We start from the raw sequence: 23,920 nt of genomic DNA on the forward strand, positions 1-23,920 counted from the left end.
TCTCGTCAAGTTTCTTGGCGGCCTCACCTCTCACGAACTTGAACCAGAAAGGTGTCCTGAACGCTCGCCAATCCTCGATAGTCAAGACTTCTTCAACACCGGCAGGCATCAGTTCATGCTGCTTGGTGAACTCGCTTTTGCGGAGATAGACCCACTCGTAAGGCATGTCGTCGTTGCCAGATTCATCCTTCTCGAGTCGCTTGTACTAGACGAATGTAAAAGCGTCGTGAACTTGGTCCCAATACAGCAGATCGATGCCAAGTTCCTCTTCCAGAGGCTTCTTATTGACGGACATGACAAGCAACCGCCGGTTTCGAGTGCTGTCTTTGAAAACCGTAAGGCTTGCGGCACGTTGATGGGGGACGAGTTTTCCATCAAAGCGTAGAAGATCCAACGGCATAAGTTCTTCTTCGAGATCACGCTCGAAAGCTCTGTTGATTGCCGTGTCCAAGATGGTTTCTTTGACATTCTCCGGCTGCGAACTAACGAAAGCATTCGCAGGAAGATCGACTTTAGTGATCTGCGCGGCCAGCACTACGGCATCTCGGCAGTCTTGGTCGGTTCAATTTACCGCCGATGATTCCCAGCGTCGCTTTGTTTGGTCAGATCGCCAGCGAGAGGCTCGATGCCGACGGCCCCGACGATTGTTTGTACAGGGAAAGTGAGAGTTAAACCAGAACGCGGGCAACATTGAACTATTCTCGCTCTCCTGAACGCTCGGGAAGCTAAAACTTGTTCAGATGCTAGTTTTCGCCCAGCTCGAACTTTTCGCCAGGCCCGGTGATAACCCAGCCCTGCTCTCGCCACAGCGGGCGGTCAAGCACATTGCGTCCATCGATCAGGGCCCGAGTGCCAACGACCTCGCCGAGCTCTTGCGGGTCCAGCTCGCGGAATTCTTTCCACTCGGTCAGCAGCAGCACCAGGTCCGCGGACTTGGCCGCTTCTCGCCAGGAGTCCACGTAGTTCAGCCGCGGGAAACGACCGGCAGCGTTCTTATTGCCCTCGGGGTCATAGACCGAAACCTCGGCCCCTGAGTTATACAGGCGCACCGCGATGTCCAGCGCCGGCGAGTCACGCACGTCGTCGCTGTCTGGCTTGAAGGTCACCCCGAGCACGCAGATGCGCTTGCCCGCCAGCTGCTCCCCCAGGATCGAGGAGGCCAGCGAAACCACACGGTCGCGGCGGCGCAGGTTGATCTGGTCCACCTCGGCGAGGAAGCCCATGGTTTGGCTCAGGCCCAACTCGCTGACTCGGGCCTGGAGCGCGCGGATGTCCTTGGGCAGGCAGCCGCCGCCGAATCCGACGCCGGCGTTGAGGAACTTCCGGCCGATGCGCGCATCGTGGCCAATCGCGTCCGCCAGCGTCTTGATGTCGCCGCCTACGTTCTCGGTGACTTCGGCGAAGGCGTTGATGAAGGAGATCTTGGTGGCGAGGAACGCGTTGGCTGCAACCTTGACCAGCTCCGCGGTTTCCAGGTCGGTGACGACCTCTGGGGTGCCGGCGGCGAGGATCGGTGCGTAGACTTCGCGCAGCTTGCCCAGCGCGCTCTCATCCGCTAGGCCGTAGACCAAGCGGTCTGGTGTCAGTGTGTCCTTGACGGCGAAGCCTTCACGAAGGAACTCGGGATTCCAGGCCAGGGTGATCTTGCTGTCCGGGCTGGCGGTGGCCTCGATGCGTTCGACCAGCCGGCGGGCGGTGCCCACGGGCACCGTGGATTTGCCCACGATGAGCGCCTCACCGGTGATGTGCTCCACCAGTGAGTCCACCGCCGCATCGACGTAGCTCATGTCCGCGGATTGGGAGTCCGCGCGCTGCGGGGTGCCGACGGTGACAAAGTGGATGTCTGCAAGTTCGGCCACCTGCGCGTAGGAGTCGGTGAACCGCAACCGTCCGCTGGAGACATGCTTCCGCAGCAGCTCGGGCAGGCCCGGCTCGTGGAAAGGAAGGATCCCGGCACCCAGTGCCTGGAGCTTCTCCGCGTTGACATCCAGGCCAATGACCTCATAGCCCAGTTCTGCCATGCACGCTGCATGAGTTGCACCAAGATAGCCGGTGCCGATGACGCTGATACGCAAAGTCACGAAGTACTACTCCCCAGATATCTAACCCAATAACTACTAGTTAGCATGCCACACCCCCGCACCATGACCCTTGCGGGAACGCGGTACGGGGGTGTGAGTTTTCTTGATGTTTACTAGGTGGTTGCTTTAAAGCGCCAGGTGGGTCGCCACGGCGCCGGCCAGCAGCTCTGCCTCAAGCTGAGCCTGCTCGTGAGTAGCTGCCTCGACCATTACACGAACCACTGGTTCGGTGCCCGATGGACGCAAGAGCACGCGTCCGGTGGAACCCAGACGTGCCTCGGCGAGGGCGATCTCGTTGAGCAGCGGTTCGCACTCTGGAACCCCTGCCTTGTTCACGCCGCGCACGTTGATCAGCACCTGCGGCAAGACGGTGAGTACGGAGGCAAGCTCCTTCAGGGTCTTTCCGGTAGCCTTCACGCGGGCTGCGAGCAGCAGGCCGGTGAGGACACCGTCACCTGTGGTGGCGTACTTGCTGAAGATGACGTGGCCGGACTGCTCTCCGCCCAGCGAGTAGTTGCCTTCGCGCATGCCTTCGAGCACGTAGCGGTCTCCGACACCGGTCTGCTTCAGGGTGATGCCGGCTTCTTCCATGGCGATCTTCAAACCGAGGTTGCTCATGACGGTGGCAACAAGGGTGTTGTCCACTAGTTCGCCGCGTGCCTTCAGGTCGATGGCCATGACGGCCATGATCTGATCCCCGTCCACAACGTTGCCCTCATGGTCCACTGCAAGGCAGCGGTCCGCGTCGCCGTCGTGGGCGATGCCCAGGTCTGCGCCGTGCTCAAGCACGGTGGCCTGGAGCTTCTCCAGGTGGGTCGAGCCGTACCCGTCATTGATGTTGATGCCATCTGGCTCGGCGCCGATGACGATAACTTCTGCGCCTGCATTCTTGAATACCTCTGGCGAGCAGCCCGAAGCTGCGCCGTGGGCACAGTCCAAAACCACTTTGACGCCATCGAGACGGTTTGGCATTGCTGCCAGCAGGTGCATGATGTAGCGGTCCTCGGCGTCGGCGAAGCGCGAGATCCGTCCTACGGCGCCACCTGTTGGGCGCGGGTTTGGCATGTCGAGGCAGGCTTCGATCGCGTCTTCCAACGCGTCATCGAGCTTCTTGCCTCCCCGTGCCAGGAACTTGATGCCGTTATCCGGCGCGGCATTATGCGAGGCGGAGATCATCACGCCGAAGTCGGCATTGAGATCACCTACCAAGAATGCAGCGGCCGGAGTCGGCAACGTGCCCGCATCCTTAACGTCAACACCGGAAGCAGCCAGACCAGCCTCGATCGCGGCGGAGAGGAAGTCGCCGCTGATACGCGGATCCTTCGCCACCACGGCAACCGGCTTGCGTCCGTCTTCCGACTGACTTAAACCAAGAACCACCGAAGCTGCTTGCGCGAGATCCAGCGCCAGTTCGGGGGTTAATAACTCGTTTGCTTTTCCTCGGACCCCATCGGTCCCAAATAACCTTGCCATCATCGTCAATCATAAGCCCTACGCATCGATTTACCCGTGAGTATGTGAGCTTTGGAACGTTATGTGAGAAAAGTTTAATGACCAAACGGTCACAAACCGACGTTTAACGGCCAAAGGCCCACATCCGAAGATGTGAGCCTTTGGGAAACCTGTGGGTAAGGTTTAGCGCTTCGAGAACTGCGAAGCCTTACGGGCCTTCTTAAGACCAGCCTTCTTGCGCTCGATGACGCGTGCGTCACGAGTCAAGTAGCCAGCCTTCTTGAGGGTCGCGCGGTTTGCATCGCGGTCGATCTCGTTCAGCGAGCGGGCAATGCCAAGACGCAATGCGCCGGCCTGGCCCGAGATGCCGCCACCGTGGATACGGGCGATAACATCGTAAGCGCCTTCCAGACCCAGAACCTTGAATGGCTCGTTAACATCCTGCTGGTGCAGCTTGTTAGGGAAGAAGTTCTCCAGGGTGCGGCCGTTGACGACCCAGTTGCCGGAGCCTGGGATCAAACGCACGCGGGCAATTGCCTGCTTGCGGCGGCCTACTGCGCCACCTGGAACGGTTAGTGGAGCGCGCTCGGTGTCGGCTACGACAGTCGATGCAGCGGTCTCGGTGGTGTAAGTCGAAGGGGTTTCGCCTTCGAATTCAGTGGTCTCTTCAGTGTTCTCAGCCACGATAATCTCCTATTAAGTCTTTGTTCTCGAGGCCAGTACTACTGAGCGACCTGGGTGATTTCCAGTGCCTTTGGAGCCTGAGCAGCGTGTGGGTGCTCGGCGCCGCGGTATACCTTCAGCTTCGACAGCTGGGCATCGGAAAGCTTGTTCTTTGGAAGCATGCCCTTGATGGCCTTCTCGACGGCCAGAACTGGGTTCTTTTCAAGGAGCTCGGCGTAGTTAACGCTCTTCAGACCGCCCGGGAAACCCGAGTGACGGTAGGCGCGCTTGTCCTGCAGCTTCTTGCCGGTCAGTGCGACCTTCTCGGCGTTGATGATGATGACATGGTCGCCCATGTCCATGTGAGCTGCAAAGGTTGGCTTATGCTTGCCGCGCAGCAAGGTTGCGGCCTGAACGGCGAGACGGCCGAGTACTACGTCGGTGGCGTCAATGACAAACCACTGACGAGTCTGGTCAGCCGGCTTTGGGGTGTACGTACGCACAGTAATTGCCTTACGTTGATTCGTTTCTGGTCAAACAGTCGCAGGTGTCGAGGCGTGAGATCCTCCAGTGACGAGCACTGTCGTGTTGTTCTTGTGCTTAGACCAGTACGTCAGGTGAGGACTGATGATGACCGGCCGTCCATATATTGTTCGCACACCCAGCAGACCAGCGACTATGCAACTAAGCCGTCACGCTTGGGCGTGTAGTGTCGAACGTGGACATACACAACTCATAAAAGTTTAGCCGATTAACACTCAGACGACCAAAACAAAGGTACCTCTAGGTGAGCAATGACACCCAAAGGGTCATTAATCGATGTCTTTTAATGAATCCGTCTGCGAAACGTCGCGTCTTGCCCTCGTGAGCGCCGCTCGCGCGGCGAGCTCGTGGTCGTCAGGATAGTAGACCTCTTCAAGCACCAGCGGGTGCGGGTGGGCAAGAATCGACTTCGAGTCACGGACCATCAGCGCCAGACGTTCGGCCAAGAATCCTGGTTCCTCTCTTCCGCTAGCTACACGTAGCGCGGCACCGATGAGCGAGCGCACCATATTGTGGCAAAACGCGTCGGCTTTCAAGTGCACCACGATATTTCCATCCTCGGCCCGGCTGAATTCAAATTCCTGCAGCGTCCGGATAGTGGTTGCCCTCGGCTTCGGCTTGCAGTAGGAGAGAAAATCGTGTCGTCCGAGAACCGACCGGGCTTCGGCGTTCAACAAATCAATGTCGATGTCTTCGCGGTACCACATGGTCAGCTGCCGGCTCAGTGGATCCCAGCGGTGGATGCCATCGGCAATGCGGTACGAATAACGCCGCGCCAAGGCGGAGAATCGTGCGTCGAAACCATCTTCGGCTCGAACTACCTCATGAACCCACACGGCCTTTTCCTGGCGACCCAAGAGGCCGTTGATGCGACGCAAGAGCGCCGGGCCAGGCTCCAGGTCCGAGTTTCTCGGCAAGCCCAGATATTCTTCCTCGGTCAGATCAAAGTGAACTACCTGACGTCGTGCATGCACCCCTGCATCGGTTCGTCCGGCGACAACTACGCGGATCAGGCGGCGGATGAGAGTTTCAAGTGCCTCTTCGACCAACTGCTGCACGCCAACAACATTGGGCTGCCGTGCCCAGCCGTTGTAAGCTGCACCGTCATAGCCCAGAACCATGCGCATGCGAATCAACGCTGGCGAGCTGCTGGTACCCAGAGCAGTGGTACCGAACGGATCAATGATCTCTGACTGCGAATTCATGCTTTCAATTATCCTCTGAGATTGCCCCCGAATTCCAACTGGGAATTATTCGCAATGAACTTAGCAGCAGGACTGGCTGAAAGTCACTGCAAGGGGGTGAACGCTTCATGTCCGCTTAATAAGGCTAACGACTCGCTATAATTGACGGCAGTGGCTCGGCACGGGTTTTTCGTGGTGAGCCTAACGATCATCGAACACCAATGGCTTGGAGCATCCATGAATTTCACCCGCATGACTGCAATAAGCGCTATCGCCCTGGCTGCCACCTTCAGCTTGGGCGCATGCGCCGAGAAACCTCTTTCAACTGAGGAAGCCTGCCAAGAAATCATCAACCAGGTCAAAGAGCAGAATCTCGAAACTGACGCCTCAAGCAGTCTCGGCGATACGGTGGAGCAGGGCAAAAAAATATCTGCAATCTTCCGCAGTGTCGCAAATCAAGCCGAAGCTGAGTTCTCCGCTGATTTGGTTGCCCTCGCTGATAATACAGACGAGGTCATTGCCGTGGTCTCCGATGGCTCGCTAAGTACGCAGCAGATGCAAGTGAAGATGTCGTTGCTGGATACCGAGGAGAATCGCGCGCTTTCCGACAAGTTGGAAACGACTTGTCCAGGACTTAGCGACTTGTAGGCCCTGACGCTCTAGTTTCAGTTCTTTGAAATTCTGCGATTAAAGAGAAATCCCCGGACATCCTTGCGGATGTCCGGGGATAACTTGACCGTTTTACCGGTGAAGATTCAAAAGCTTAAGCTTAGGCTTCTTCGGTGGTGGCTTCGGTTGCCTTCTCGGTAGCCTTGGTGGCTTCCTTGACGACTGCCTGCTTTGGCGAAACCGGTTCCATTACCAGTTCGATAACTGCCATAGGAGCGTTGTCGCCCTTGCGGTTACCAATCTTGGTGATGCGGGTGTAGCCACCCGGGCGATCGGCCATAGCAGGTGCGATGTTCGCGAAAAGCTCGTGAACGATCGACTTGTTGGTGCGCGAGCGCGAAGCGATAACCGACTGGACGCGACGACGCGAGGCCAGATCTCCACGCTTTGCGAAGGTGATCAGGCGCTCTGCGTGTGGACGCAGACGCTTGGCGCGGGTCAGGGTGGTGGTGATCTTCTTGTTCTCGAAGAGCTGTGCGGACATGTTAGCGAAGATCAATCGCTCATGTGCTGCACTGCCGCCGAGACGCGGACCCTTTGTAGGGGTAGGCATGGTAATTCTCCTAGATGAATGACCGAGCCTGTCGGTATGTGACCGACAGGTCGGGTGAAGTAGTGTGTCGCGAGACTAAGGTCTTTACAGGCCTTCGTCGTAGACGTCGTCGCCATCTTCGATGGCACTACGAGCGGCAAGATCGAACCCTGGAGGGGAATCCTTCAGTGCTAGACCCAGTTCAACAAGCTTTGCCTTGACTTCGTCAATGGACTTCGCACCGAAGTTACGGATGTCCATCAGGTCGGCCTCGGAGCGAGTAACGAGTTCACCCACGGAGTGGATGCCCTCACGCTTCAAGCAGTTGTAAGAGCGAACGGTCAGTTCCAGATCCTCGATCGGCAACGCCATGTCTGCAGCCAAAGCTGCATCCGTTGGCGATGGGCCGATTTCGATACCTTCTGCTGCGGTGTTCAGTTCGCGGAACAAACCGAACAGCTCAACCAGAGTGGTACCTGCGGATGCGACAGCATCACGCGGGGTGATCGAAGGCTTTGCTTCAACGTCAACGATCAAGCGATCGAAGTCGGTGCGCTGCTCAACACGGGTAGCTTCCACGCGGAAAGTTACCTTAAGCACCGGCGAGTAGATCGAATCAACTGGGATTCGGCCAATCTCGGTGTCGGCACTCTTGTTCTGAGCAGCTGACACATAGCCACGGCCACGCTCAATGGTCAGTTCCAAATCGAACTTGCCATTGGCATTCAAGGTAGCGATGTGCAGCTCAGGGTTGTGGAACTCTACACCCGCTGGTGGGGTGATATCCGCTGCGGTAACGACGCCTGGGCCCTGCTTGCGCAGGTAGGCGACGACCGGCTCGTCGTGCTCGGAAGAGACCGACAGGTTCTTGATGTTAAGAACCAGTTCGGTGACGTCTTCCTTGACACCGGCTACGGTAGAGAACTCATGCAATACACCGTCGAGTCGAACACTGGTGACAGCTGCACCAGGGATCGAGGACAACAAAGTACGGCGGAGTGAGTTACCTAGGGTGTAACCAAAGCCTGGCTCCAACGGTTCAATGACGAACCGGGAGCGATTCTCGGAAACTACTTCTTCGGTCAGGGTTGGGCGCTGCGTAATGAGCACTTACATTTCCTTTCAGCGAGCGTCCGCTATATGACGCCTCACGGGGGTGGAAACGACGGTAGCCTGTTGGCCGTTCGTCTGTTGCAGGCATGAGAGTCCAAGAACGTCACCGACCCATTCCTTACGAATGGCTCGGTGACTTCTTTAGGCTCGGCCTAGCGAATCAATTAGACGCGGCGACGCTTTGATGGGCGGCAACCGTTGTGGGCGCTTGGGGAAACATCCGAGATGGATCCAACCTCAAGGCCAGCAGCCTGCAGCGAACGGATCGCGGTTTCGCGTCCCGAGCCCGGGCCCTTGACGAAAACGTCAACCTTGCGCATGCCGTGCTCCTGCGCGCGCTTAGCGGCAGATTCAGCGGCCATCTGAGCAGCGTACGGGGTCGACTTACGCGAACCCTTCATGCCTACCTCGCCGGCCGAAGCCCACGAGATAACAGCACCAGACGGATCGGTAATCGATACGATGGTGTTGTTGAAGGTGCTCTTGATATGCGCCTGACCCTGCGCGATATTCTTTTTGTCCTTGCGACGCGGCTTACGTACCGCTCCACGAGTCTTTGGGGGCATTTCTTCTCCTACGAAAAAAGTATTTGAACTAGACCGCTAAGATTTAGCGAGTCTTCTTCTTACCTGCGACGGTACGCTTCGGGCCCTTACGGGTACGAGCGTTGGTCTTGGTGCGCTGACCGTGGACCGGCAGGCCCTTACGGTGACGAATACCTTCGTAGGATCCGATCTCAACCTTGCGGCGGATATCAGCCTGAACCTCACGGCGCAGGTCACCTTCTACCTTGTAAGTGCCTTCAACGAAGTCACGCAGCTGAACAAGGTCAGCGTCGCTGAGATCCTTGACGCGAGTGTCCGGGTTGGTCCCGGTCGCTGCGATGATCTCTTCTGCACGGGTCTTGCCCACGCCGTAGATGTAAGTCAGCGCGATAATTACGCGCTTTTCGCGTGGAATGTCCACGCCTGCTAAACGAGCCAAGTGGCTACCTTTCAACCAACGGAGGTCTGGAGCAGTACCACCCAGGATGTCTCCTGGCCCCGGCCTCCGAACCCGGGGGTGTGCATCGATTGCTCGATACGGTACTGCCTAAATGACTACGCGTGGGAAATTCCGAAGAACGGAATTAGCCCTGACGCTGCTTGTGGCGTGGGTTTTCGCAGATCACCATGACCACGCCATTACGACGGATCACCTTGCACTTATCGCAGATCGGCTTCACGCTAGGGTTAACCTTCAAGGCTCTGTCCTTTTGCGGTTGCAGTTATTGTGTGGAGCAGTGAAAAAGCAGCTTGTCCCAAGAACATTCCTCAGACGGGCGTTCAAACGATCGCTCGTTCAACGTCCGTCAGGTTAATGTCTATGGACTGCAGTTTTACTTGTAGCGGTAAACGATACGGCCTCTGTTGAGGTCGTATGGGCTCATTTCAACCTGCACTCGATCCTCTGGGAGGATACGAATGTAGTGCTGACGCATCTTACCCGAGATAGTGGCGAGCACCACGTGACCGTTTGGCAGCTCTACGCGAAACATCGCGTTCGGCAGCGCTTCGGATACGGAGCCCTCTACCTGGATGACGCCTTCCTTCTTGCCCATTTTCCCCGCTAACTTTTGTTGTTGATGATTTTCCATCAACAAGTAATTGGTTCTGACTGTTATTGACCTTGCCGAGCTCAAAGAGTTTTAGGCTCAGTCAAATAGACAACCAAAAATTAAGAATACGCCATTGGCAGACTCTAGGACAAATCCAAGGACGCACTTAAAGTGTTAGCTCCGGCACGGTTACCATGCTGGAGCCAGAATCTAAGGCTTGATTGGCGATGGAGTCACACCGAATGGTGCCAATCCGGCTTCGCCGCCGTCGTGCGCCGAAAGCACCCAGATGCCGCCCATGTGGATGGCTACGGTGTGCTCCCACTGCGAAGCGTTGGCCTTATCGTCGGTGACTACCGTCCAGTCATCCTCCAGCACCGAGGTCGCGATCTTTCCGCGGACCAGCATCGGTTCGATGGCCAGGGCCATGCCGGGCTTGATCCGTGATCCGCGGTGGCCGGTGTTGTAGTTCAGCACATCCGGAGCCATATGCATGGCCGAGCCGATGCCGTGGCCGCAGTAGTCCTCCAAGATGCCCAGCGGTGCGCCCGGCTGCGAGTTGACGAAGTCGTCAATCGCTTCGCCGATCTGCCCGATGTAGCGAGCCTTGGAGAAGGCGGCGATGCCGGCCCACATGGCCTGTTCGGTGATCTCGCTCAACCGCTGGTCTGCCGGGTCCACCTTGCCGATAAGCAAGGTGCGCGCGGAGTCGGAGTGCCAGCCGTCGATGATCGCTCCACCATCGACCTTCAGCACGTCGCCGTCCTTCAGTTCGTAATCGCTGGGGAAGCCGTGGACGACCTCGTGGTTGACCGAGGCGCAGATGCTCGCCGGGAAGCCGTGGTAGCCAAGGAAGTTGCTGGTGGCACCGTGGCGTTCCAGAACTTTCGCGAAGACCTCGTTCACCTGCATGGTGGTGACACCCGGACGGGCGAAGTCGCTGGCCTCGTCGAGTGCTTCGGCGAGCACCAGTCCGGCCTCGCGCATCTTCAAAATTTGCGAATTGGTTTTGTACTCAATTCGTGGCTGACCTAGAGCCAATGTCTTGCCCCTTAATTCTTTCGGGTCGCAAAACCCAAACAATCGGATGGAAATGTCTAGCTAAACTACGCAGGGACCGCACCACGGCCCTCAGGGGCTGATCGCGGCACGGTCCCTACGTGTCAGTGCAAATACTTAGGCGGTAACGTTCAACGCCGAGAGCACACGCTCAGTGACCTCATCGATAGCGCCAATGCCATCGACCTTGCGCACGATGCCACGCTCTTCGTAGCGATCAACGACAATCCGCGTCTCTTCGTTGTACAGCCCCAGACGGTGGCGGATGACCTCTTCGGTGTCATCTGCGCGGCCTTCGATTTCTGCACGCTTGAGCAGACGCGCTACCAGCTCTTCGTCATCGGCGGTCAGCTGCAACACTGCATCCAACTCGACTCCCTGAGCGGCAAGCATGGCGTCCAAGGCATCTACCTGCGCGCTGGTGCGCGGGTAGCCATCAAGCAGGAATCCGTTGGCGACGTCTTCCTGGCCCAGACGATCATCAACCATATTGTTGGTGACCGAGTCTGGCACGAAGTTACCGGCGTCGATGTACTTCTTTGCCTCGACACCCAGTGGGGTGCCGCCCTTGACGTTGGCGCGGAAGATGTCACCGGTGGAGATCGCGACGATCTCCAGACGCTCGGAAATCTTCACTGCTTGGGTGCCTTTGCCGGCACCCGGTGGACCAATAATTAACAGTCGACTCATCGCAGTAGCCCTTCATAGTTTCGTTGCTGCATTTGAGCATTTATTTGCTTGACGGTTTCCAGACCCACACCAACCATGATGAGGATCGAGGTGCCGCCAAATGGGAAGTTCTGGTCTGCGTTGAACAGCACGAAGGCGATGAGCGGGATCAACGCGACGAACGCCAGGTAGAGGGCGCCCGCGAAAGTGATTCGGGAAATCACGTACTGCAGGTACTCGGCAGTTGGCTTGCCGGCGCGAATGCCTGGAATGAAGCCACCGTACTTCTTCATATTGTCCGAGACTTCAATCGGGTTGAAGGTAATCGCGACATAGAAGTAGGTGAAGCCGATGATCAGCAGAGTGTAGACGAGCATGTACCAAGGCGAAGAGGAAGCCGAGTGCTCCTGCAGCCACATGGCCCACTCCGGCAGGGTTCCGTCATCGTTCTGGTTGAACGAGACGATCATCTGCGGCAAGGCGAGGATCGAGCTGGCGAAGATCACTGGGATCACGTTCGCCATGTTGACCTTCAGCGGGATGTAGGTGGAGGTGCCGCCTACGGTGCGTCGCCCGATGGTGCGCTTGGCGTACTGCACCGGAACGCGTCGCTGGGACTGCTCCACGAACACGACAAGTGCGATCACCAGGAAGCCGACGGCGATGACACCGATGAAGGTGCCCCAACCCTGCGACTGCTGGATGGCGCCCATGGCTGATGGGAAGCCCGAAGCGATCGAGATGAAGATCAGGATGGACATGCCGTTGCCGATACCGCGTTCGGTGATCAATTCGCCCATCCACATGATCAGGCCGGTGCCTGCGGTCAGTGCGAAGATCATCAGCAGAATCACCATGAGCGAGTCATCGGGAATCAGCGGGAGGGTACAGCTCGGGAAGAGTCCGCCGGTACGCGCCAGAGTGATCAGCGTAGTGCCCTGCAAGAGCGCCAACGCGATGGTCAGGTAACGGGTGTACTGGGTCAGCTTGCCTTGGCCGGCTTGGCCTTCCTTATGCAGTGCTTCGAAGTGCGGGATCACCACACGCAGTAGCTGCACAATAATGGCTGCCGTAATGTACGGCATGATTCCCATGGCAAAGATCGAAACTTGCAACAGGGCGCCGCCGCTGAAGAGGTTTACGAACTGATATAGACCACCGGTGGTTGAACCCAAAGCCAGACACTGCTGAACGTTGCTGTAATCTACGCCCGGGGCCGGAATGAAAACGCCGACTCGATAGATCGCAATGATCCCGAGGGTGAAAAGCAGTTTGTTGCGCAGGTCAGGCGTCCGAAAAACTCGGGCTATGGCGCTGAACAAGCGTCCTCCTGAAGTATGTGCTTGAGTCTAGGTAAAGACTCTTGCTATGACCTAATGATTCTAGCCGTCTTAGGCACTATCTCGCCAAATACGCCACACAGTCATGGCTCCATTTTTTAGCGCAACTAGCCAAAAGACGGCGGTTTGCTTGGGAATTCGCAGCGTAACACTAAGAGTCACGGGAGATAGGAAAATCCCCGGCGAGCTTGTCGGAACAAGCTCACCGGGGATTTAGCTTTAGCGCAAACCCTGGATTAGAGGGTTTCTGCCGAGCCGCCAGCGGCAGCGATCTTCTCGGACGCGGATGCCGAGAAAGCGTTAACCTTCACGTCAACCTTGACCGTAAGGTCGCCGGTGCCTAGCACCTTGACAGGCTCGTTCTTGCGAACGGCGCCCTTGGCAACTAGTGCCTCGATGGTAACTTCGCCACCTTCTGGGAACAATTCCGAGATCTTGTCCAGGTTTACAACCTGGTACTCGACGCGGAATGGGTTCTTGAAGCCGCGCAGCTTAGGCAGACGCATGTGCAGTGGAAGCTGTCCACCTGCGAAACCTGCCTTGATCTGGTAACGAGCCTTCGTACCCTTGGTACCACGGCCTGCAGTCTTACCCTTGGATGCCTCGCCACGACCAACGCGGGTCTTGGCAGTCTTGGCACCATGGGCTGGACGCAGGTGGTGAACCTTAAGTGCTTTTTCTTCAGCCATCTTTACTTCGCCTCCTCAACCTTCAACAGGTGTGGAACCTTGTTGACCATACCTACGGTCACAGGGTCAGCGGAGCGGACAACGGTGTGTCCGATGCGCTTCAGACCCAGCGAGCGAACGATGTCGCGCTGAACCTGGCTACCACCAATGATGGACTTAATCTGGGTGATTTCCAGAGTGGCTTCGCTTACAGCAATGTTCTTAGCCATTGATTAAGCACCTGCCTTCTGGGTCTGGATGTGACGCAACATTGCTGCTGGTGCAACTTCGTCCAGCGGAAGACCGCGGCGAGCTGCAACTGCTGCTGGCTCTTCAAGAGCCTTCAGTGCTGCAATGGTGCCCTTAACGATGTTGATCTGGTTGCTAGAACCCATCGACTTCGAAAGGATGTCCTGGATACCAGCGCATTCCAATACCGCACGCACCGGGCCGCCGGCGATAACGCCGGTACCTGGAGCAGCTGGACGAAGCAAGACGACGCCAGCGGCGGCCTCACCCTTGACCAGGTGCGGGATGGTGCCGCCAACGCGTGGAACGCGGAAGAAGGACTTCTTGGCCTCTTCAACGCCCTTGGCGATAGCTGCTGGAACTTCCTTGGCCTTACCGTAGCCAACGCCAACCATTCCGTTGCCGTCGCCCACGACGACAAGTGCGGTGAAGCTAAAGCGACGACCACCCTTGACGACCTTGGATACGCGGTTGATAGCTACAACGCGCTCAAGGAACTTGTCCTTGTCGTCATTGCGGCTGTCCTTCGAATCGCGGCCTCGGCCACGACCCTCGCCACGTCCACGGCCTTCTCCACCACGGCCACGACCTTCGCCGCGAGCGGCGCCGGTCTTCTCCGTGGCAGGAGCTGCAGTAGTCGAGGCTGCTTCAGTAGCTTCAGACACCTGAGTTTCCTTCTTGTTAGTAGCTTCGCTCACAGTGCCAGCCCACCTTCACGTGCGCCGTCGGCAATAGCTGCCACGCGACCGTGGTAGCGGTTACCGCCGCGGTCGAAGACAACTGCTTCGATGCCTGCAGCCTTGGCGCGCTCTGCGACGAGCTCACCAACGCGCTTGGACTTTGCGGTCTTGTCGGCATCGCTTGCGCGAAGATCTGCTTCCATGGTCGAAGCGCTGGCCAGGGTCAGACCCTGTGAGTCGTCCACGATCTGTACGAACATGTGACGAGCCGAGCGGTTGATGACCAGGCGTGGGCGTACCGAGGTACCAACGATGCGCTTGCGCACACGTAGGTGGCGACGACCGCGCGATGCGGACCTGCTCTTGCCCTTGATTCCGATAGCCATAATTATTTACCAGCCTTTCCGACCTTGCGGCGGATGATCTCGCCAGCGTAGCGAATGCCCTTGCCCTTGTAAGGCTCGGTCTTGCGCAGCTTGCGGATGTTAGCGGCAACTTCACCGACGTGCTGCTTGTCAATACCAGCGATGGTGATTTTGTTGTTGCCCTCGACGGTAAAGGTGATGCCGTCAGGAGCTGTGACGCTAACTGGGTGCGAGTAGCCAAGAGCGAACTCAAGGCCGGCGCCCTTAGCGACGACACGGTAACCGGTACCGTGGATTTCCAGCTTCTTTTCGTATCCCGCAGTCACACCGATGATCAGGTTATTGATCAGGGTGCGGCTCAGGCCGTGCAACGAACGCGAATCGCGGTTGTCGTTCGGGCGGGAAACGGTAACGGTGTTCTCATCCTTGGCAACGGTGATTGGAGCCGAAATGGTGACCGAAAGCTCACCCTTCGGGCCCTTTGCGGTGACCTTCTGGCCATCCACAGTCATCTCAACGTTAGCCGGGACGGTGATCGGAAGACGTCCAATACGTGACATTGTATGTTTCTCCCTTCCCGTTACCAGACGTAGGCGAGGACTTCCCCACCTACGCCCTTCTTTGCAGCCTGACGGTCAGTAAGCAGACCGGAGGAGGTGGACAGGATTGCGATACCAAGGCCACCGAGCACGTGAGGCAAGTTGGTGGACTTTGCGTATACACGCAAGCCTGGCTTGGAGATACGGCGTACGCCAGCGATTGAACGCTCACGCGATGGGCCGTACTTCAGGGTGATGGTCAGCGTCTTGCCGACTTCTGCTGCTTCTTCCTCGAAGGAGGCAATGTAGCCCTGGTCCTTCAAGATGTTGGCAATGCGCACTTTGAGCTTGCTCGACGGCATCGACACGGAGTCGTGGTGAGCCGAGTTGGCGTTGCGCAGTCGAGTCAGCATATCTGCGACTGGATCTGTCATAGACATGTGGGCTTCAGCCCTTCCTCGTTACGGTTTCCGCTAGGGACCTGTAACGTAGCGAGTTTAGTTGTTGGTCTTGAACGGGAAGCCCAGAGCCTTGAGCAAGGCACGGCCTTCATCGTCAGTCTTGGCGGTGGTCACCACAGTGATGTCCATACCGCGCACGCGATCGATCTTGTCCTGATTGATTTCGTGGAACATCGACTGTTCGGTCAGACCGAAAGTGTAGTTGCCATTGCCATCAAACTGACGGTCGCTCAGACCGCGGAAGTCGCGGATACGAGGCAGTGCCAGGGTGATCAAACGATCGACGAATTCCCACATGCGATCGTTACGCAAGGTGGTGTGGGTACCAATTGGCATGCCTTCGCGCAGCTTGAACTGAGCGATCGACTTGCGAGCCTTGGTGACCACTGGCTTCTGACCGGTAATTGCGGTCAGATCGCGCACGGCGCCTTCGATGAGCTTCGAGTCCTTAGCGGCCTCGCCGACACCCATGTTCACGACGACCTTGGTCAGGGTTGGTACCTGCATCGGGTTGCCGTAGCTGAACTGCTCCTGCAATGCAGGGCGGATGTCTGCGGCGTACTTAGCCTTCAGACGTGGCTGGATCTTGGTGGCTGTCTCAGTCATTACAGATCCTTTCCGGAAGCCTTGGCGTAACGGACGCGCACAGTCTTGGACACACCGTTCTTTTCGACGGTTTCCTCGCGGAAACCAACGCGGGTTGGCTTCTTGGTCTCTGGGTCAACCACTGCAACGTTAGAAACGTGCACTGGAGCCTCAACAACCTCGATGCCACCGGACGTGGTTCCGTTTTCGGACTGTCCAGCCTTGGTGTGCTTGGTGACGCGGTTAACGCCCTCAACCAGCACGCGCGAAGTGGCGGTGATGACAGTCAGGACCTTGCCCTGCTTGCCACGTTCCTTGCCTGAGATGATCTGAACCAGGTCACCCTTTTTAATCTTTGCACCCATGCTTACAGCACCTCCGGAGCCAGGGAAACGATCTTCATGAACTTCTTGTCACGAAGCTCGCGACCCACTGGGCCGAAAATACGAGTTCCGCGAGGATCTGCGGCGTCACCCTTGAGGATCACTGCAGCGTTCTCGTCGAACTTGATGTAGGAACCGTCTGCACGACGGATTTCCTTCTTGGTACGAACGATGACAGCCTTGACGACGTCACCCTTCTTTACGTTGCCGCCTGGGATTGCATCCTTGACGGTAGCGACAATAGTGTCGCCAATGCTTGCGTAGCGACGCTTGGAGCCACCGAGCACGTTGATGGTAAGGATTTCCTTAGCACCAGTGTTATCGGCAACCTTAAGTCGCGACTCTTTCTGAATCACTGCTTACTCCTGTCGTCTCGCTGGTTCTCATAAATGAGCCTTGCGGAACGGATATGGTCTCCACGATACATATTGCTTACCCCCACCGACGCGGGCGCACCGAATGCTGATCCCAAATGTTGGCAGGGCCGAGGCATAAAATATCGAGGCTGTACTGCGCGGCAAGACGGTGTCAGGCCGCACTGCGCTACATCGAAGGTGGATAGTCCCCGCATGAAACGCGCACAGAACCTTAAGTCTAGCCTAGATTCACGTCATTCCGAAATGGTGTGGTAGGAGAAAAGCTAGCGTCGTTGGTCACATCAACCCGTCGGACACCGCGTGATTTCAAGGATTAAAAGACTGCTGTTGAGTGCACGGCTAGATGGTCCGAACCTTCAATTGACGCCGTGCGTGTTTCGGTGAACGTCATACCCCGCCCGAGTATGTGATCTATCTCTATGAGTGCCATCGGGAGATCGGTTCGCGGCCAGGTGCGGTTTGGAAGTATTCCGGTCGCTTCGCTGAATCCGGTTGCCGCTTCGCGGTAGCGTGCGTGGGCACGAGTTGCGTTGAAGTCCCCCGCCATGATCATGGGCCCATCGGGATGGGCTCTGGCCCAGTCCCCGATTGCATCCAGCCCTTGGCCCCACCGTTTTGAATCAGCTAAGGGCGGGAAGACATGCACTGCGGCGACCAAGATCTGCTGATCATTGATCTCAATTTCGACGGTCGGCATGTTTAGCCATCCGGTGTTCTGCGAGTTCAGTCCTTGATCCAGCTCGGTCATTGCATACTTGGAGAAAATCACCGTGTCCCTTGCTCCTCCGGCGGGAACCGTGGCCGTACGGTACGAGTAGTCGTTTAGCGCGTCTAAGTTTTCCAACGCACGGTGCAACGGTTCACTCGTTTCCACCAACACCAACAGGTCCGGATCCTCCGCATCAATGAGCCGTGCCAACGGCACAGGGCTTGCTTCAGCGCGATGTGCATTAAACGTGAGCACGCGAACCTCGGTGTGAGCCTCCACGGCGGCATTCGGTAATTGCAGTTGCGGCATTGCGCCAAAGACCAGCACTGCCGCAAGGATCAGCGTGGGCCAAAGCTTTCGAGTTGCGAGTCCGGTGAAGAAGCCAGCCAGCGGTATCAGCAGCAACCATCCGGCGAACGCCTGGACCTTCGGAATGCTCCCGCCGGCTAACCACGGCAGATAGGGCAAAGCAGCAATCGGCGCTGCGATAATGATCAAGGAAAGCCAGAACAGCCGATGCCGGATGCGGGATTCGTCTGCTGCCATGATTCGAGCCTACTGGAACCGCCTGGCTTAGGACTGTTGCTCGGCCGCCCATTGGGCTACGCGTTCCCGGCTTTGCTCTTCGGAGAGATCCTCAACCCTGGACATCAGCGACCACCGGACACCAAAGGGGTCAATGATCGAAGCAAAACGGTCGCCCGACACAAAGGTGGCCAACGGTTCGCGGATTGTGCCACCCGCAGCTTCGGCTTTTGCTACCAGCTCATCGACATTCTGGCAGTACAAGCCCATGGAGTAGCAGGCTTCTGGTGGGACGGGCGGCTCGACCAGTCCGTAGTCAGGGTGCGGCTCCCCCAATTGCAGCTTTCCGTTGCCAAAGTCCAGTTCTGCATGAACCATCACTCCCCCGATTTCTGTGGAGTCTACGATTCTGGCGCCGAATATGTCCCGGTAGAACTCCACTGCGCGTACCGCATTCTTGATCGCCAAAAATGGCGTTAACGACGTTGCTCCGCGAGGAAGCCCGGCCACGGTGAATTCCCCGGTCACTCCTGTTTTGTTTTCTTCGCTCTTTTCCATGTCTTCACTCTAGGAGCTTGTGGCACTCTGGGACTTGTAGATTCGCGCCAATCTTGGAGGCAGCACCGATGGACAGCTCAGCCGATCGTCGTGGTGTGCTCTATCCTGCGAAACTGCCAGAATTCATCCGGGTTCAAGCTCCCGAGCCATTACGTGACCGAGTTGGCTGGTTTTGGATGGCCCGCTGGAATATTTCCCCGGGCCGCACCTCGCGCCAGGAATTGCTTCCCTTTCCCTGTATGAACCTGGATATTCAACGACAGGGCGTCACGCTCTCAGGTGCTGCGCGCGGTGCTTCTCACCGTGATTTGACCGGAACGGGGTGGGTGCTGGCAGCCATGCTGCTTCCGGCATCAACCCCGGCCTTCGGATTCGATCCGCGCGCCTTGCTCGGCACCGAGGTCAGCATCCCGGGCTCTGAGCTGCACGCTCCAGTCTGTGAATTGATGACCGGAGCTGCGAACAGCGAAAGCCTCGAAGCGGCAATCAAGCTGCTCGCCGCTTGGCTCGAAGAGAAAGTACCACATGCCAAATCCCAAGGTCTGCTCGCGAACCAACTGCTTGAACTCGCCGCCGGGCAAAGGGACATCGTCAATGTCCCCCAGCTTGCCAACATGCTGGGAATATCGGTGCGTAGCGTGCAGCGTCTGGCAAGAGACTATGTGGGTCTCACACCGCTGAGCATCATCCGCCGGTATCGGCTGCAAGAGGCCGCTCAGCGACTGCGTGAAAACCCAGAAATAACGATCACCCAGATTGCCTCCGAACTCGAATACGCAGACCATGCGCATTTCACCACCGATTTTCGACAGGTACTCGGTTTTACCCCCAGTGCATACCGAGCAAACTCGCAGCCCCTGCACGAAGCTCTTCGCGCGTCTCGCCACGTAGCGCAGCCACCACACTGATTTCGAGGACCGCATCCTTCATGCGCAGACCGGAGACAAAACTTGCGGTAGGCAGCGGCGGATTCGGAGTGCTCAATTCGCAAGCATTAGTCCCGTAGGCGAGAGAAAGATTTGGGCCCTTCGCGAGCAGTAGATTCCATGAGATGGCGTTTGCCAGATCTGCGCCATTGAGCTGATCCTGCTCGGAACCATCCAAAGAGATCCCAGAAAATCTGGCCGACCCGGCAATTTGCACAGCAGGAATTTCCAGTCATTCCTCGCTGATTACATCTTGCTGACGCCTCAGCCACTATTTCGGCTGCTGGCGGCTGTACCGTTGAGAACATGTCTTGGATTGAGGTCGCCAATAACGTATTCGTGAAATCCTATGGAGCAGACCAGGTCAACATTGCAGCGATCATTGGATCTAGCGGCATAACGGTCGTCGACACCGGCGGGTCACCGGCTGAAGCCAGAGCCATCGTGGATGAGCTGACGCAAAGATTCGGCAAACCTATCGTTGGTGCGATCAATACCCATTCTCACTACGATCACTGCTTCGGAAATTCAGTCTTTGCCGATCTGGGCATGCCGATCATTGGCCACCATCAAATCCCTGCTCACTTTGAATCCTTTGAAGCGCCCCGTTTGCAGGCTTGGCGCAAGGACCCCAGCCGGGAACCGGATAAAGCATGGGACCAGGTCGTCTTGGTGCACCCTTCTGTCCTTGTGGAACAACCAACTACTTTGGCCGCTGGCGGACGCGAGATTCTCTGCCTCCCGATATCGCGTGGCCACACGGACACAGATCTTGCCGTCTTCGTGCCAGATGCCCGAGCATGGATGCTCGGGGACGTTATCGAAGAAGTCGGGCCGCCCATGTTCGGTTCGGGAAGCTGGCCGCTTCATTGGCCCGAATCGTTGCGTACACTTCTGCTTGAGATCAGCGCAGCGGATGTGATTGTTCCAGGACATGGGAAGGCGGTAGATCTTCTTTTTGCCACCACGCAGGCCGCCTCGCTCCAAGCAGTCGCAGATGCCGTTCGAAAAGCTTGGAGCGCAGGCAGCGGCATTGACGAGGCCATCGCCGAGTCTGAGCTTCCTTGGCCCCATTGGATGCTGCGTTCTGCATTTGAACGAGGATATTCGGAGCTATCGGCAGAACACTGAAGTCGGAAAATAATGGCTTGCCACATCCGATCCGTTGTATCGAGCCCATGCTCATCTCTTAATCCGCTATCGGCAGGTCCGCGGAACAATCCTCGGTACCGTCCGTGCCGGCTCGCACCCATAGAAAAGCTCCTTCGCGAACCTAGTCGAATAGGGCGGCAACCGCGCTGATTTCAACGAGCGCACCCGGCACGCCCAGGCCAAAGACGAAGCTTGCGCTGACTAGCGGCGGATTCGGGGAACTCAATTCACCGGCGATAGCCCCGTAAGCCCGAGGAACATCTACTCCCTGTGCCAGCAATACGTTCCACGAGATGACATCAGCCAGATCTGCGCCGGCGGCGTTCAATGCGAGGCGTGCGTTGTGCAAGGCCCGGACGGACTGCGCGGCAACATCATCCGCACCGATGAGCTGTCCTTGCTCGTCAACCGAGTTCTGACCGCCTAGATAAATCATTTTCGCCCCCGGAGGTACCACCGCCACGTGGCTAAAGGCCGGTGAATGGACGAGGCCAGCGGGCCTGATGAATTCTATGGAAGCCATAATTTATATTGGCAGTGCTGCACCGCGACATCAAGAGCTTGGGGAACCGCGTTCGCCCCGGGGCACACAAAAACGCCCCGAACTCTTCTTGCGAAGTGTTCGGGGCGTTTTCAGTTATTCACGTAATCCGTGAAATCAGCAAGAAAGCTTACTTAGCCTTCTCAACGATCTCAACGAGACGCCAGTTCTTGTCTGCTGACAATGGGCGAGTCTCTGCGATTACAACCAAGTCGCCAATGCCGGCTTCGTTGTTCTCGTCGTGAGCCTTCACGTTCTTGTTGCGACGCATGACCTTGCCGTAAAGGGCGTGCTTAACACGGTCCTCAACGTCAACGACGATGGTCTTCTGCATCTTGTCGGAAACCACGTAACCACGGAGGGTCTTGCGGTCGTTGCGCTCTACAGCTGCGTCCACGACGTTATCCTTCTCGCTCATTACTTGGTTTCCTTGCCCTTCTTGGTCTCTTCAACCGGGACAACGACTTCCTGACGAAGACCCAGCTCGCGCTCACGCATTACGGTGTAGATGCGTGCGATATCGCGCTTGATAGCCTTCAGGTTGCCGTGGGTTTCTAGCTGGCCGGTAGCCGACTGGAAACGCAGGTTGAACAGTTCTGCCTTGGCCTTCTTCAATTCCTCGTTCAAACGAGTATTATCGAAGCCGTCCAGGGACTCGACGCTTAGATCCTTAGAACCAATAGTCATCCCTATTCACCACCCTCACGACGCACGATGCGTGCCTTCAATGGCAGCTTGTGGATTGCGAGACGCAATGCTTCCTTAGCTACCTCTTCTGAAACGCCATCAAGTTCGAACAAGATGCGTCCTGGCTTTACGTTTGCAACCCACCACTCCGGGGAACCCTTACCGGAACCCATGCGGGTTTCGGCTGGCTTCTTGGTCAGTGGACGGTCTGGGTAAATGTTGATCCAGACCTTACCGCCACGCTTGATGTGACGGGTCATCGCGATACGAGCTGCCTCGATCTGACGGTTAGTCACGTAAGCAGGAGTAAGAGCCTGAATGCCGTATTCACCGAAAGCAACAGTGGTTCCGCCCTTGGCAGCGCCGGAGCGCTTCGGGTGGTGCTGCTTACGGAACTTCACTCGACGTGGGATAAGCATTTAAGCCTGTCCTCCTTCCGCAGCCGGAGCTGCAGCGCCCTTGCTACGTTCTGGACGACGACGACGCTCGCCACCACGTGGGCGATCGTTGCCAGCGCCACCACGGCCACCGCGAGCAGGAGCTGCTGCGGCCTGCTGTGCTGCGAGTTCCTTGGCGGTTACGTCACCCTTGTAGATCCAAACCTTCACGCCGATACGGCCGAAGGTGGTCTTGGCTTCGAACTTGCCGAAGTCGATGTTCGCACGCAGGGTGTGCAGCGGCACACGGCCTTCGCGGTAGAACTCCTTGCGGGACATTTCTGCACCGCCAAGTCGACCGGAGCACTGAACGCGGATGCCCTTGGCACCAGCGCGCATTGCCGACTGCATTGCCTTCTTCATCGCGCGGCGGAAAGCCACACGTGAAGCAAGCTGCTCGGCGATGCCCTGGGCGACCAACTGGGCCTCCATGTCAGGGTTCTTGACCTCAAGGATGTTCAGCTGAACCTGCTTAGCTGTCATCTTCTCGAGCGCACCACGGATGCGATCTGCTTCGGCGCCGCGGCGGCCGATCACGATGCCCGGACGTGCGGTGTGGATATCCACACGAACACGGTCACGAGTACGCTCGATCTCGACGCGGGCGATGCCTGCACGATCCATTCCGGTGGACAGCAGCGTACGGATTTTTACGTCTTCTTTTACGTAATCTGCGTAGCGCTGTCCTGGCTTGCTGCTATCGGCGAACCAGTGCGAAACGTGGTCAGTGGTGATGCCGAGACGGAAACCGTTCGGGTTTACCTTCTGTCCCATTTAGTTCTCCCCACCCTTCTCCGGGGTTGAAACAACCACGGTGACGTGGCTGGTGCGCTTCTTGATCTGGAATGCGCGACCCTGAGCTCGCGGCTGGAACCGCTTCATGGTCGGTCCTTCGTCAACAAACGCTTCGCTGATGATCAGCTCGTCCTCATTGAATGCTTCACCTGCGCGGTCCGCGGCGGCACGGGCGTTAGCCACTGCCGATGCGACAACCTTGTACACTGGCTCCGAAGCTGCCTGTGGGGCAAACTTCAAGATAGCCAGCGCTTCGTTCGTCTGTAGACCACGAACAAGGTTGACGACGCGCCGGGCCTTCATAGGCGTCACGCGGATATGGCGCGCAATTGCCTTGGCTTCCATTGCTTTCCTTCTCTCGTCTTTCGAAGAGGGGTAAGC

At 57.3% G+C, this 23,920-nt stretch carries 34 protein-coding genes and 1 pseudogene; 3 read left to right on the forward strand and 32 right to left on the reverse strand.

Going from position 1 to position 23,920, the window contains the following annotated elements; translation table 11 throughout:
• Nucleotides 1-205 precede the first annotated feature (205 nt).
• From LG294_RS12465 to truA, 6 genes are all read right to left on the reverse strand, one after another.
• Nucleotides 206-535, reverse strand: coding sequence for a hypothetical protein (locus LG294_RS12465; RefSeq protein WP_404286183.1), 330 nt, complete (start codon nucleotides 533-535; stop codon nucleotides 206-208).
• A gap of 208 nt (nucleotides 536-743) precedes the next feature.
• Nucleotides 744-2,081 (reverse strand): UDP-glucose dehydrogenase family protein, encoded by a 1,338-nt coding sequence (locus LG294_RS12470; protein ID WP_404286185.1) that lies wholly within the window; start codon nucleotides 2,079-2,081, stop codon nucleotides 744-746.
• A gap of 126 nt (nucleotides 2,082-2,207) precedes the next feature.
• Nucleotides 2,208-3,554 carry a phosphoglucosamine mutase gene (glmM, locus tag LG294_RS12475; RefSeq protein ID WP_404286187.1) on the reverse strand — a complete coding sequence of 449 codons (1,347 nt, stop codon included), beginning with the start codon at nucleotides 3,552-3,554 and terminating at the stop codon, nucleotides 2,208-2,210.
• 162 nt (nucleotides 3,555-3,716) lie between these two features.
• Complete coding sequence (gene rpsI / locus LG294_RS12480) at nucleotides 3,717-4,217, reverse strand: 30S ribosomal protein S9 (protein ID WP_404286189.1); 501 nt, start codon at nucleotides 4,215-4,217, stop codon at nucleotides 3,717-3,719.
• Nucleotides 4,218-4,255: 38 nt separating this feature from the next.
• Complete coding sequence (gene rplM / locus LG294_RS12485; RefSeq protein ID WP_404286191.1) at nucleotides 4,256-4,699, reverse strand: 50S ribosomal protein L13; 444 nt, start codon at nucleotides 4,697-4,699, stop codon at nucleotides 4,256-4,258.
• 309 nt (nucleotides 4,700-5,008) lie between these two features.
• Nucleotides 5,009-5,866 (reverse strand): tRNA pseudouridine(38-40) synthase TruA, encoded by an 858-nt coding sequence (gene truA, locus LG294_RS12490; protein ID WP_404291750.1) that lies wholly within the window; start codon nucleotides 5,864-5,866, stop codon nucleotides 5,009-5,011.
• A gap of 294 nt (nucleotides 5,867-6,160) precedes the next feature.
• Here truA and LG294_RS12495 point away from each other — a divergent pair, with 294 nt between their 5' ends.
• A complete protein-coding gene (locus LG294_RS12495) occupies nucleotides 6,161-6,571 on the forward strand; it encodes a hypothetical protein (RefSeq protein ID WP_404286193.1) in 411 nt (136 codons plus the stop codon).
• 124 nt (nucleotides 6,572-6,695) lie between these two features.
• Here the strand turns inward: LG294_RS12495 and rplQ are convergent.
• The 20 genes and pseudogenes from rplQ to LG294_RS12595 form a co-directional block, all read right to left on the reverse strand.
• A pseudogene (gene rplQ / locus LG294_RS12500) lies at nucleotides 6,696-7,145 on the reverse strand (50S ribosomal protein L17); the annotation flags it as partial.
• An 84-nt stretch (nucleotides 7,146-7,229) separates the two neighbouring features.
• The gene (locus tag LG294_RS12505) at nucleotides 7,230-8,234 is read right to left on the reverse strand and encodes a DNA-directed RNA polymerase subunit alpha (RefSeq protein ID WP_404286194.1); all 1,005 of its coding nucleotides are present in this window, start codon (nucleotides 8,232-8,234) and stop codon (nucleotides 7,230-7,232) included.
• Between the two features lie 167 nt (nucleotides 8,235-8,401).
• Complete coding sequence (gene rpsK / locus LG294_RS12510) at nucleotides 8,402-8,803, reverse strand: 30S ribosomal protein S11 (protein ID WP_404286196.1); 402 nt, start codon at nucleotides 8,801-8,803, stop codon at nucleotides 8,402-8,404.
• Nucleotides 8,804-8,846: 43 nt separating this feature from the next.
• Nucleotides 8,847-9,221, reverse strand: a complete 375-nt coding sequence (gene rpsM, locus LG294_RS12515; protein WP_096283639.1) for a 30S ribosomal protein S13 — start codon at nucleotides 9,219-9,221, stop codon at nucleotides 8,847-8,849.
• Between the two features lie 145 nt (nucleotides 9,222-9,366).
• On the reverse strand, nucleotides 9,367-9,480 hold the full coding sequence (rpmJ, locus tag LG294_RS12520; protein ID WP_013349661.1) for a 50S ribosomal protein L36: 114 nt from the start codon (nucleotides 9,478-9,480) through the stop codon (nucleotides 9,367-9,369).
• Nucleotides 9,481-9,615: 135 nt separating this feature from the next.
• On the reverse strand, nucleotides 9,616-9,837 hold the full coding sequence (gene infA, locus LG294_RS12525; RefSeq protein ID WP_096256877.1) for a translation initiation factor IF-1: 222 nt from the start codon (nucleotides 9,835-9,837) through the stop codon (nucleotides 9,616-9,618).
• A gap of 207 nt (nucleotides 9,838-10,044) precedes the next feature.
• Nucleotides 10,045-10,875 (reverse strand): type I methionyl aminopeptidase, encoded by an 831-nt coding sequence (gene map, locus LG294_RS12530; RefSeq protein WP_404286199.1) that lies wholly within the window; start codon nucleotides 10,873-10,875, stop codon nucleotides 10,045-10,047.
• A gap of 135 nt (nucleotides 10,876-11,010) precedes the next feature.
• The gene (locus LG294_RS12535) at nucleotides 11,011-11,583 is read right to left on the reverse strand and encodes an adenylate kinase (RefSeq protein WP_404286201.1); all 573 of its coding nucleotides are present in this window, start codon (nucleotides 11,581-11,583) and stop codon (nucleotides 11,011-11,013) included.
• Nucleotides 11,580-12,884 carry a preprotein translocase subunit SecY gene (secY, locus tag LG294_RS12540; protein WP_404286203.1) on the reverse strand — a complete coding sequence of 435 codons (1,305 nt, stop codon included), beginning with the start codon at nucleotides 12,882-12,884 and terminating at the stop codon, nucleotides 11,580-11,582. Before secY ends, LG294_RS12535 begins: the two co-directional genes overlap by 4 nt.
• A gap of 254 nt (nucleotides 12,885-13,138) precedes the next feature.
• A complete protein-coding gene (gene rplO / locus LG294_RS12545) occupies nucleotides 13,139-13,591 on the reverse strand; it encodes a 50S ribosomal protein L15 (protein ID WP_404286205.1) in 453 nt (150 codons plus the stop codon).
• A 2-nt stretch (nucleotides 13,592-13,593) separates the two neighbouring features.
• Nucleotides 13,594-13,800, reverse strand: a complete 207-nt coding sequence (rpmD, locus tag LG294_RS12550) for a 50S ribosomal protein L30 (protein WP_404286207.1) — start codon at nucleotides 13,798-13,800, stop codon at nucleotides 13,594-13,596.
• Nucleotides 13,801-13,803: 3 nt separating this feature from the next.
• A complete protein-coding gene (gene rpsE / locus LG294_RS12555) occupies nucleotides 13,804-14,484 on the reverse strand; it encodes a 30S ribosomal protein S5 (RefSeq protein WP_404286208.1) in 681 nt (226 codons plus the stop codon).
• Nucleotides 14,485-14,513: 29 nt separating this feature from the next.
• A complete protein-coding gene (rplR, locus tag LG294_RS12560) occupies nucleotides 14,514-14,885 on the reverse strand; it encodes a 50S ribosomal protein L18 (RefSeq protein ID WP_096283652.1) in 372 nt (123 codons plus the stop codon).
• A 2-nt stretch (nucleotides 14,886-14,887) separates the two neighbouring features.
• On the reverse strand, nucleotides 14,888-15,424 hold the full coding sequence (gene rplF / locus LG294_RS12565; protein ID WP_404286211.1) for a 50S ribosomal protein L6: 537 nt from the start codon (nucleotides 15,422-15,424) through the stop codon (nucleotides 14,888-14,890).
• 20 nt (nucleotides 15,425-15,444) lie between these two features.
• Entirely contained in the window at nucleotides 15,445-15,843 is a 399-nt protein-coding gene (gene rpsH, locus LG294_RS12570) for a 30S ribosomal protein S8 (RefSeq protein ID WP_096283656.1), read from the reverse strand.
• A gap of 57 nt (nucleotides 15,844-15,900) precedes the next feature.
• Nucleotides 15,901-16,470: a 50S ribosomal protein L5 gene (rplE, locus tag LG294_RS12575; RefSeq protein ID WP_404286213.1), complete on the reverse strand. Its 570-nt coding sequence runs from the start codon at nucleotides 16,468-16,470 to the stop codon at nucleotides 15,901-15,903.
• Complete coding sequence (rplX, locus tag LG294_RS12580; protein ID WP_096256888.1) at nucleotides 16,470-16,814, reverse strand: 50S ribosomal protein L24; 345 nt, start codon at nucleotides 16,812-16,814, stop codon at nucleotides 16,470-16,472. The genes rplE and rplX overlap by 1 nt, the downstream gene beginning before the upstream one ends.
• Before the next feature lie 2 nt (nucleotides 16,815-16,816).
• Nucleotides 16,817-17,188 (reverse strand): 50S ribosomal protein L14, encoded by a 372-nt coding sequence (rplN, locus tag LG294_RS12585; protein WP_096256889.1) that lies wholly within the window; start codon nucleotides 17,186-17,188, stop codon nucleotides 16,817-16,819.
• A 334-nt stretch (nucleotides 17,189-17,522) separates the two neighbouring features.
• Entirely contained in the window at nucleotides 17,523-18,464 is a 942-nt protein-coding gene (locus LG294_RS12590; protein ID WP_404286215.1) for an endonuclease/exonuclease/phosphatase family protein, read from the reverse strand.
• 27 nt (nucleotides 18,465-18,491) lie between these two features.
• Entirely contained in the window at nucleotides 18,492-19,001 is a 510-nt protein-coding gene (locus tag LG294_RS12595) for a VOC family protein (protein WP_404286217.1), read from the reverse strand.
• 68 nt (nucleotides 19,002-19,069) lie between these two features.
• Between LG294_RS12595 and LG294_RS12600 the strand changes: the two genes are divergently transcribed.
• Together LG294_RS12600 and LG294_RS12605 are read left to right on the forward strand one after the other, a co-directional pair.
• Nucleotides 19,070-19,909 (forward strand): helix-turn-helix domain-containing protein, encoded by an 840-nt coding sequence (locus LG294_RS12600; protein WP_404286219.1) that lies wholly within the window; start codon nucleotides 19,070-19,072, stop codon nucleotides 19,907-19,909.
• A gap of 324 nt (nucleotides 19,910-20,233) precedes the next feature.
• Nucleotides 20,234-21,058, forward strand: coding sequence for an MBL fold metallo-hydrolase (locus LG294_RS12605; protein ID WP_404286221.1), 825 nt, complete (start codon nucleotides 20,234-20,236; stop codon nucleotides 21,056-21,058).
• A 142-nt stretch (nucleotides 21,059-21,200) separates the two neighbouring features.
• Here LG294_RS12605 and LG294_RS12610 read toward each other — a convergent pair whose 3' ends face one another.
• From LG294_RS12610 to rplV, 6 genes are all read right to left on the reverse strand, one after another.
• Complete coding sequence (locus LG294_RS12610; protein ID WP_404286223.1) at nucleotides 21,201-21,602, reverse strand: RidA family protein; 402 nt, start codon at nucleotides 21,600-21,602, stop codon at nucleotides 21,201-21,203.
• A gap of 148 nt (nucleotides 21,603-21,750) precedes the next feature.
• The gene (gene rpsQ / locus LG294_RS12615) at nucleotides 21,751-22,038 is read right to left on the reverse strand and encodes a 30S ribosomal protein S17 (RefSeq protein ID WP_096256894.1); all 288 of its coding nucleotides are present in this window, start codon (nucleotides 22,036-22,038) and stop codon (nucleotides 21,751-21,753) included.
• Nucleotides 22,038-22,307 carry a 50S ribosomal protein L29 gene (gene rpmC / locus LG294_RS12620; RefSeq protein ID WP_404286226.1) on the reverse strand — a complete coding sequence of 90 codons (270 nt, stop codon included), beginning with the start codon at nucleotides 22,305-22,307 and terminating at the stop codon, nucleotides 22,038-22,040. The genes rpsQ and rpmC overlap by 1 nt, the downstream gene beginning before the upstream one ends.
• A gap of 2 nt (nucleotides 22,308-22,309) precedes the next feature.
• Complete coding sequence (gene rplP / locus LG294_RS12625; RefSeq protein WP_096283678.1) at nucleotides 22,310-22,726, reverse strand: 50S ribosomal protein L16; 417 nt, start codon at nucleotides 22,724-22,726, stop codon at nucleotides 22,310-22,312.
• Nucleotides 22,727-23,518: a 30S ribosomal protein S3 gene (rpsC, locus tag LG294_RS12630; protein WP_404286228.1), complete on the reverse strand. Its 792-nt coding sequence runs from the start codon at nucleotides 23,516-23,518 to the stop codon at nucleotides 22,727-22,729.
• Nucleotides 23,519-23,884, reverse strand: a complete 366-nt coding sequence (gene rplV / locus LG294_RS12635) for a 50S ribosomal protein L22 (protein WP_096256898.1) — start codon at nucleotides 23,882-23,884, stop codon at nucleotides 23,519-23,521. It lies immediately after the preceding gene.
• Nucleotides 23,885-23,920 lie beyond the last annotated feature (36 nt).

This window comes from Glutamicibacter arilaitensis (assembly GCF_044793945.1).
GTDB lineage: Bacteria > Actinomycetota > Actinomycetes > Actinomycetales > Micrococcaceae > Glutamicibacter > Glutamicibacter arilaitensis_B.

Bases quoted from the DNA above. Each gene is read 5' to 3' on its own strand.
- LG294_RS12495 (WP_404286193.1), top strand. From the start codon at position 6,161: ATGAATTTCACCCGCATGACTGCAATAAGCGCTATCGCCCTGGCTGCC.
- LG294_RS12590 (WP_404286215.1), bottom strand. From the start codon at position 18,464: ATGGCAGCAGACGAATCCCGCATCCGGCATCGGCTGTTCTGGCTTTCC.
- rpsH (WP_096283656.1), bottom strand. From the start codon at position 15,843: ATGTCTATGACAGATCCAGTCGCAGATATGCTGACTCGACTGCGCAAC.
- LG294_RS12600 (WP_404286219.1), top strand. From the start codon at position 19,070: ATGGACAGCTCAGCCGATCGTCGTGGTGTGCTCTATCCTGCGAAACTG.
- rplP (WP_096283678.1), bottom strand. From the start codon at position 22,726: ATGCTTATCCCACGTCGAGTGAAGTTCCGTAAGCAGCACCACCCGAAG.
- glmM (WP_404286187.1), bottom strand. From the start codon at position 3,554: ATGGCAAGGTTATTTGGGACCGATGGGGTCCGAGGAAAAGCAAACGAG.
- rplE (WP_404286213.1), bottom strand. From the start codon at position 16,470: ATGACTGAGACAGCCACCAAGATCCAGCCACGTCTGAAGGCTAAGTAC.
- rplF (WP_404286211.1), bottom strand. From the start codon at position 15,424: ATGTCACGTATTGGACGTCTTCCGATCACCGTCCCGGCTAACGTTGAG.
- rpmC (WP_404286226.1), bottom strand. From the start codon at position 22,307: ATGACTATTGGTTCTAAGGATCTAAGCGTCGAGTCCCTGGACGGCTTC.
- rplV (WP_096256898.1), bottom strand. From the start codon at position 23,884: ATGGAAGCCAAGGCAATTGCGCGCCATATCCGCGTGACGCCTATGAAG.
- LG294_RS12605 (WP_404286221.1), top strand. From the start codon at position 20,234: ATGTCTTGGATTGAGGTCGCCAATAACGTATTCGTGAAATCCTATGGA.
- rpsC (WP_404286228.1), bottom strand. From the start codon at position 23,518: ATGGGACAGAAGGTAAACCCGAACGGTTTCCGTCTCGGCATCACCACT.
- rplR (WP_096283652.1), bottom strand. From the start codon at position 14,885: ATGGCTATCGGAATCAAGGGCAAGAGCAGGTCCGCATCGCGCGGTCGT.
- rpsK (WP_404286196.1), bottom strand. From the start codon at position 8,803: ATGCCCCCAAAGACTCGTGGAGCGGTACGTAAGCCGCGTCGCAAGGAC.
- infA (WP_096256877.1), bottom strand. From the start codon at position 9,837: ATGGGCAAGAAGGAAGGCGTCATCCAGGTAGAGGGCTCCGTATCCGAA.
- rplO (WP_404286205.1), bottom strand. From the start codon at position 13,591: ATGGCTGAAGAAAAAGCACTTAAGGTTCACCACCTGCGTCCAGCCCAT.
- LG294_RS12535 (WP_404286201.1), bottom strand. From the start codon at position 11,583: ATGAGTCGACTGTTAATTATTGGTCCACCGGGTGCCGGCAAAGGCACC.
- truA (WP_404291750.1), bottom strand. From the start codon at position 5,866: ATGCGCATGGTTCTGGGCTATGACGGTGCAGCTTACAACGGCTGGGCA.
- LG294_RS12610 (WP_404286223.1), bottom strand. From the start codon at position 21,602: ATGGCTTCCATAGAATTCATCAGGCCCGCTGGCCTCGTCCATTCACCG.
- rpsQ (WP_096256894.1), bottom strand. From the start codon at position 22,038: ATGAGCGAGAAGGATAACGTCGTGGACGCAGCTGTAGAGCGCAACGAC.
- rpmD (WP_404286207.1), bottom strand. From the start codon at position 13,800: ATGGCTAAGAACATTGCTGTAAGCGAAGCCACTCTGGAAATCACCCAG.
- LG294_RS12595 (WP_404286217.1), bottom strand. From the start codon at position 19,001: ATGGAAAAGAGCGAAGAAAACAAAACAGGAGTGACCGGGGAATTCACC.
- rplX (WP_096256888.1), bottom strand. From the start codon at position 16,814: ATGGGTGCAAAGATTAAAAAGGGTGACCTGGTTCAGATCATCTCAGGC.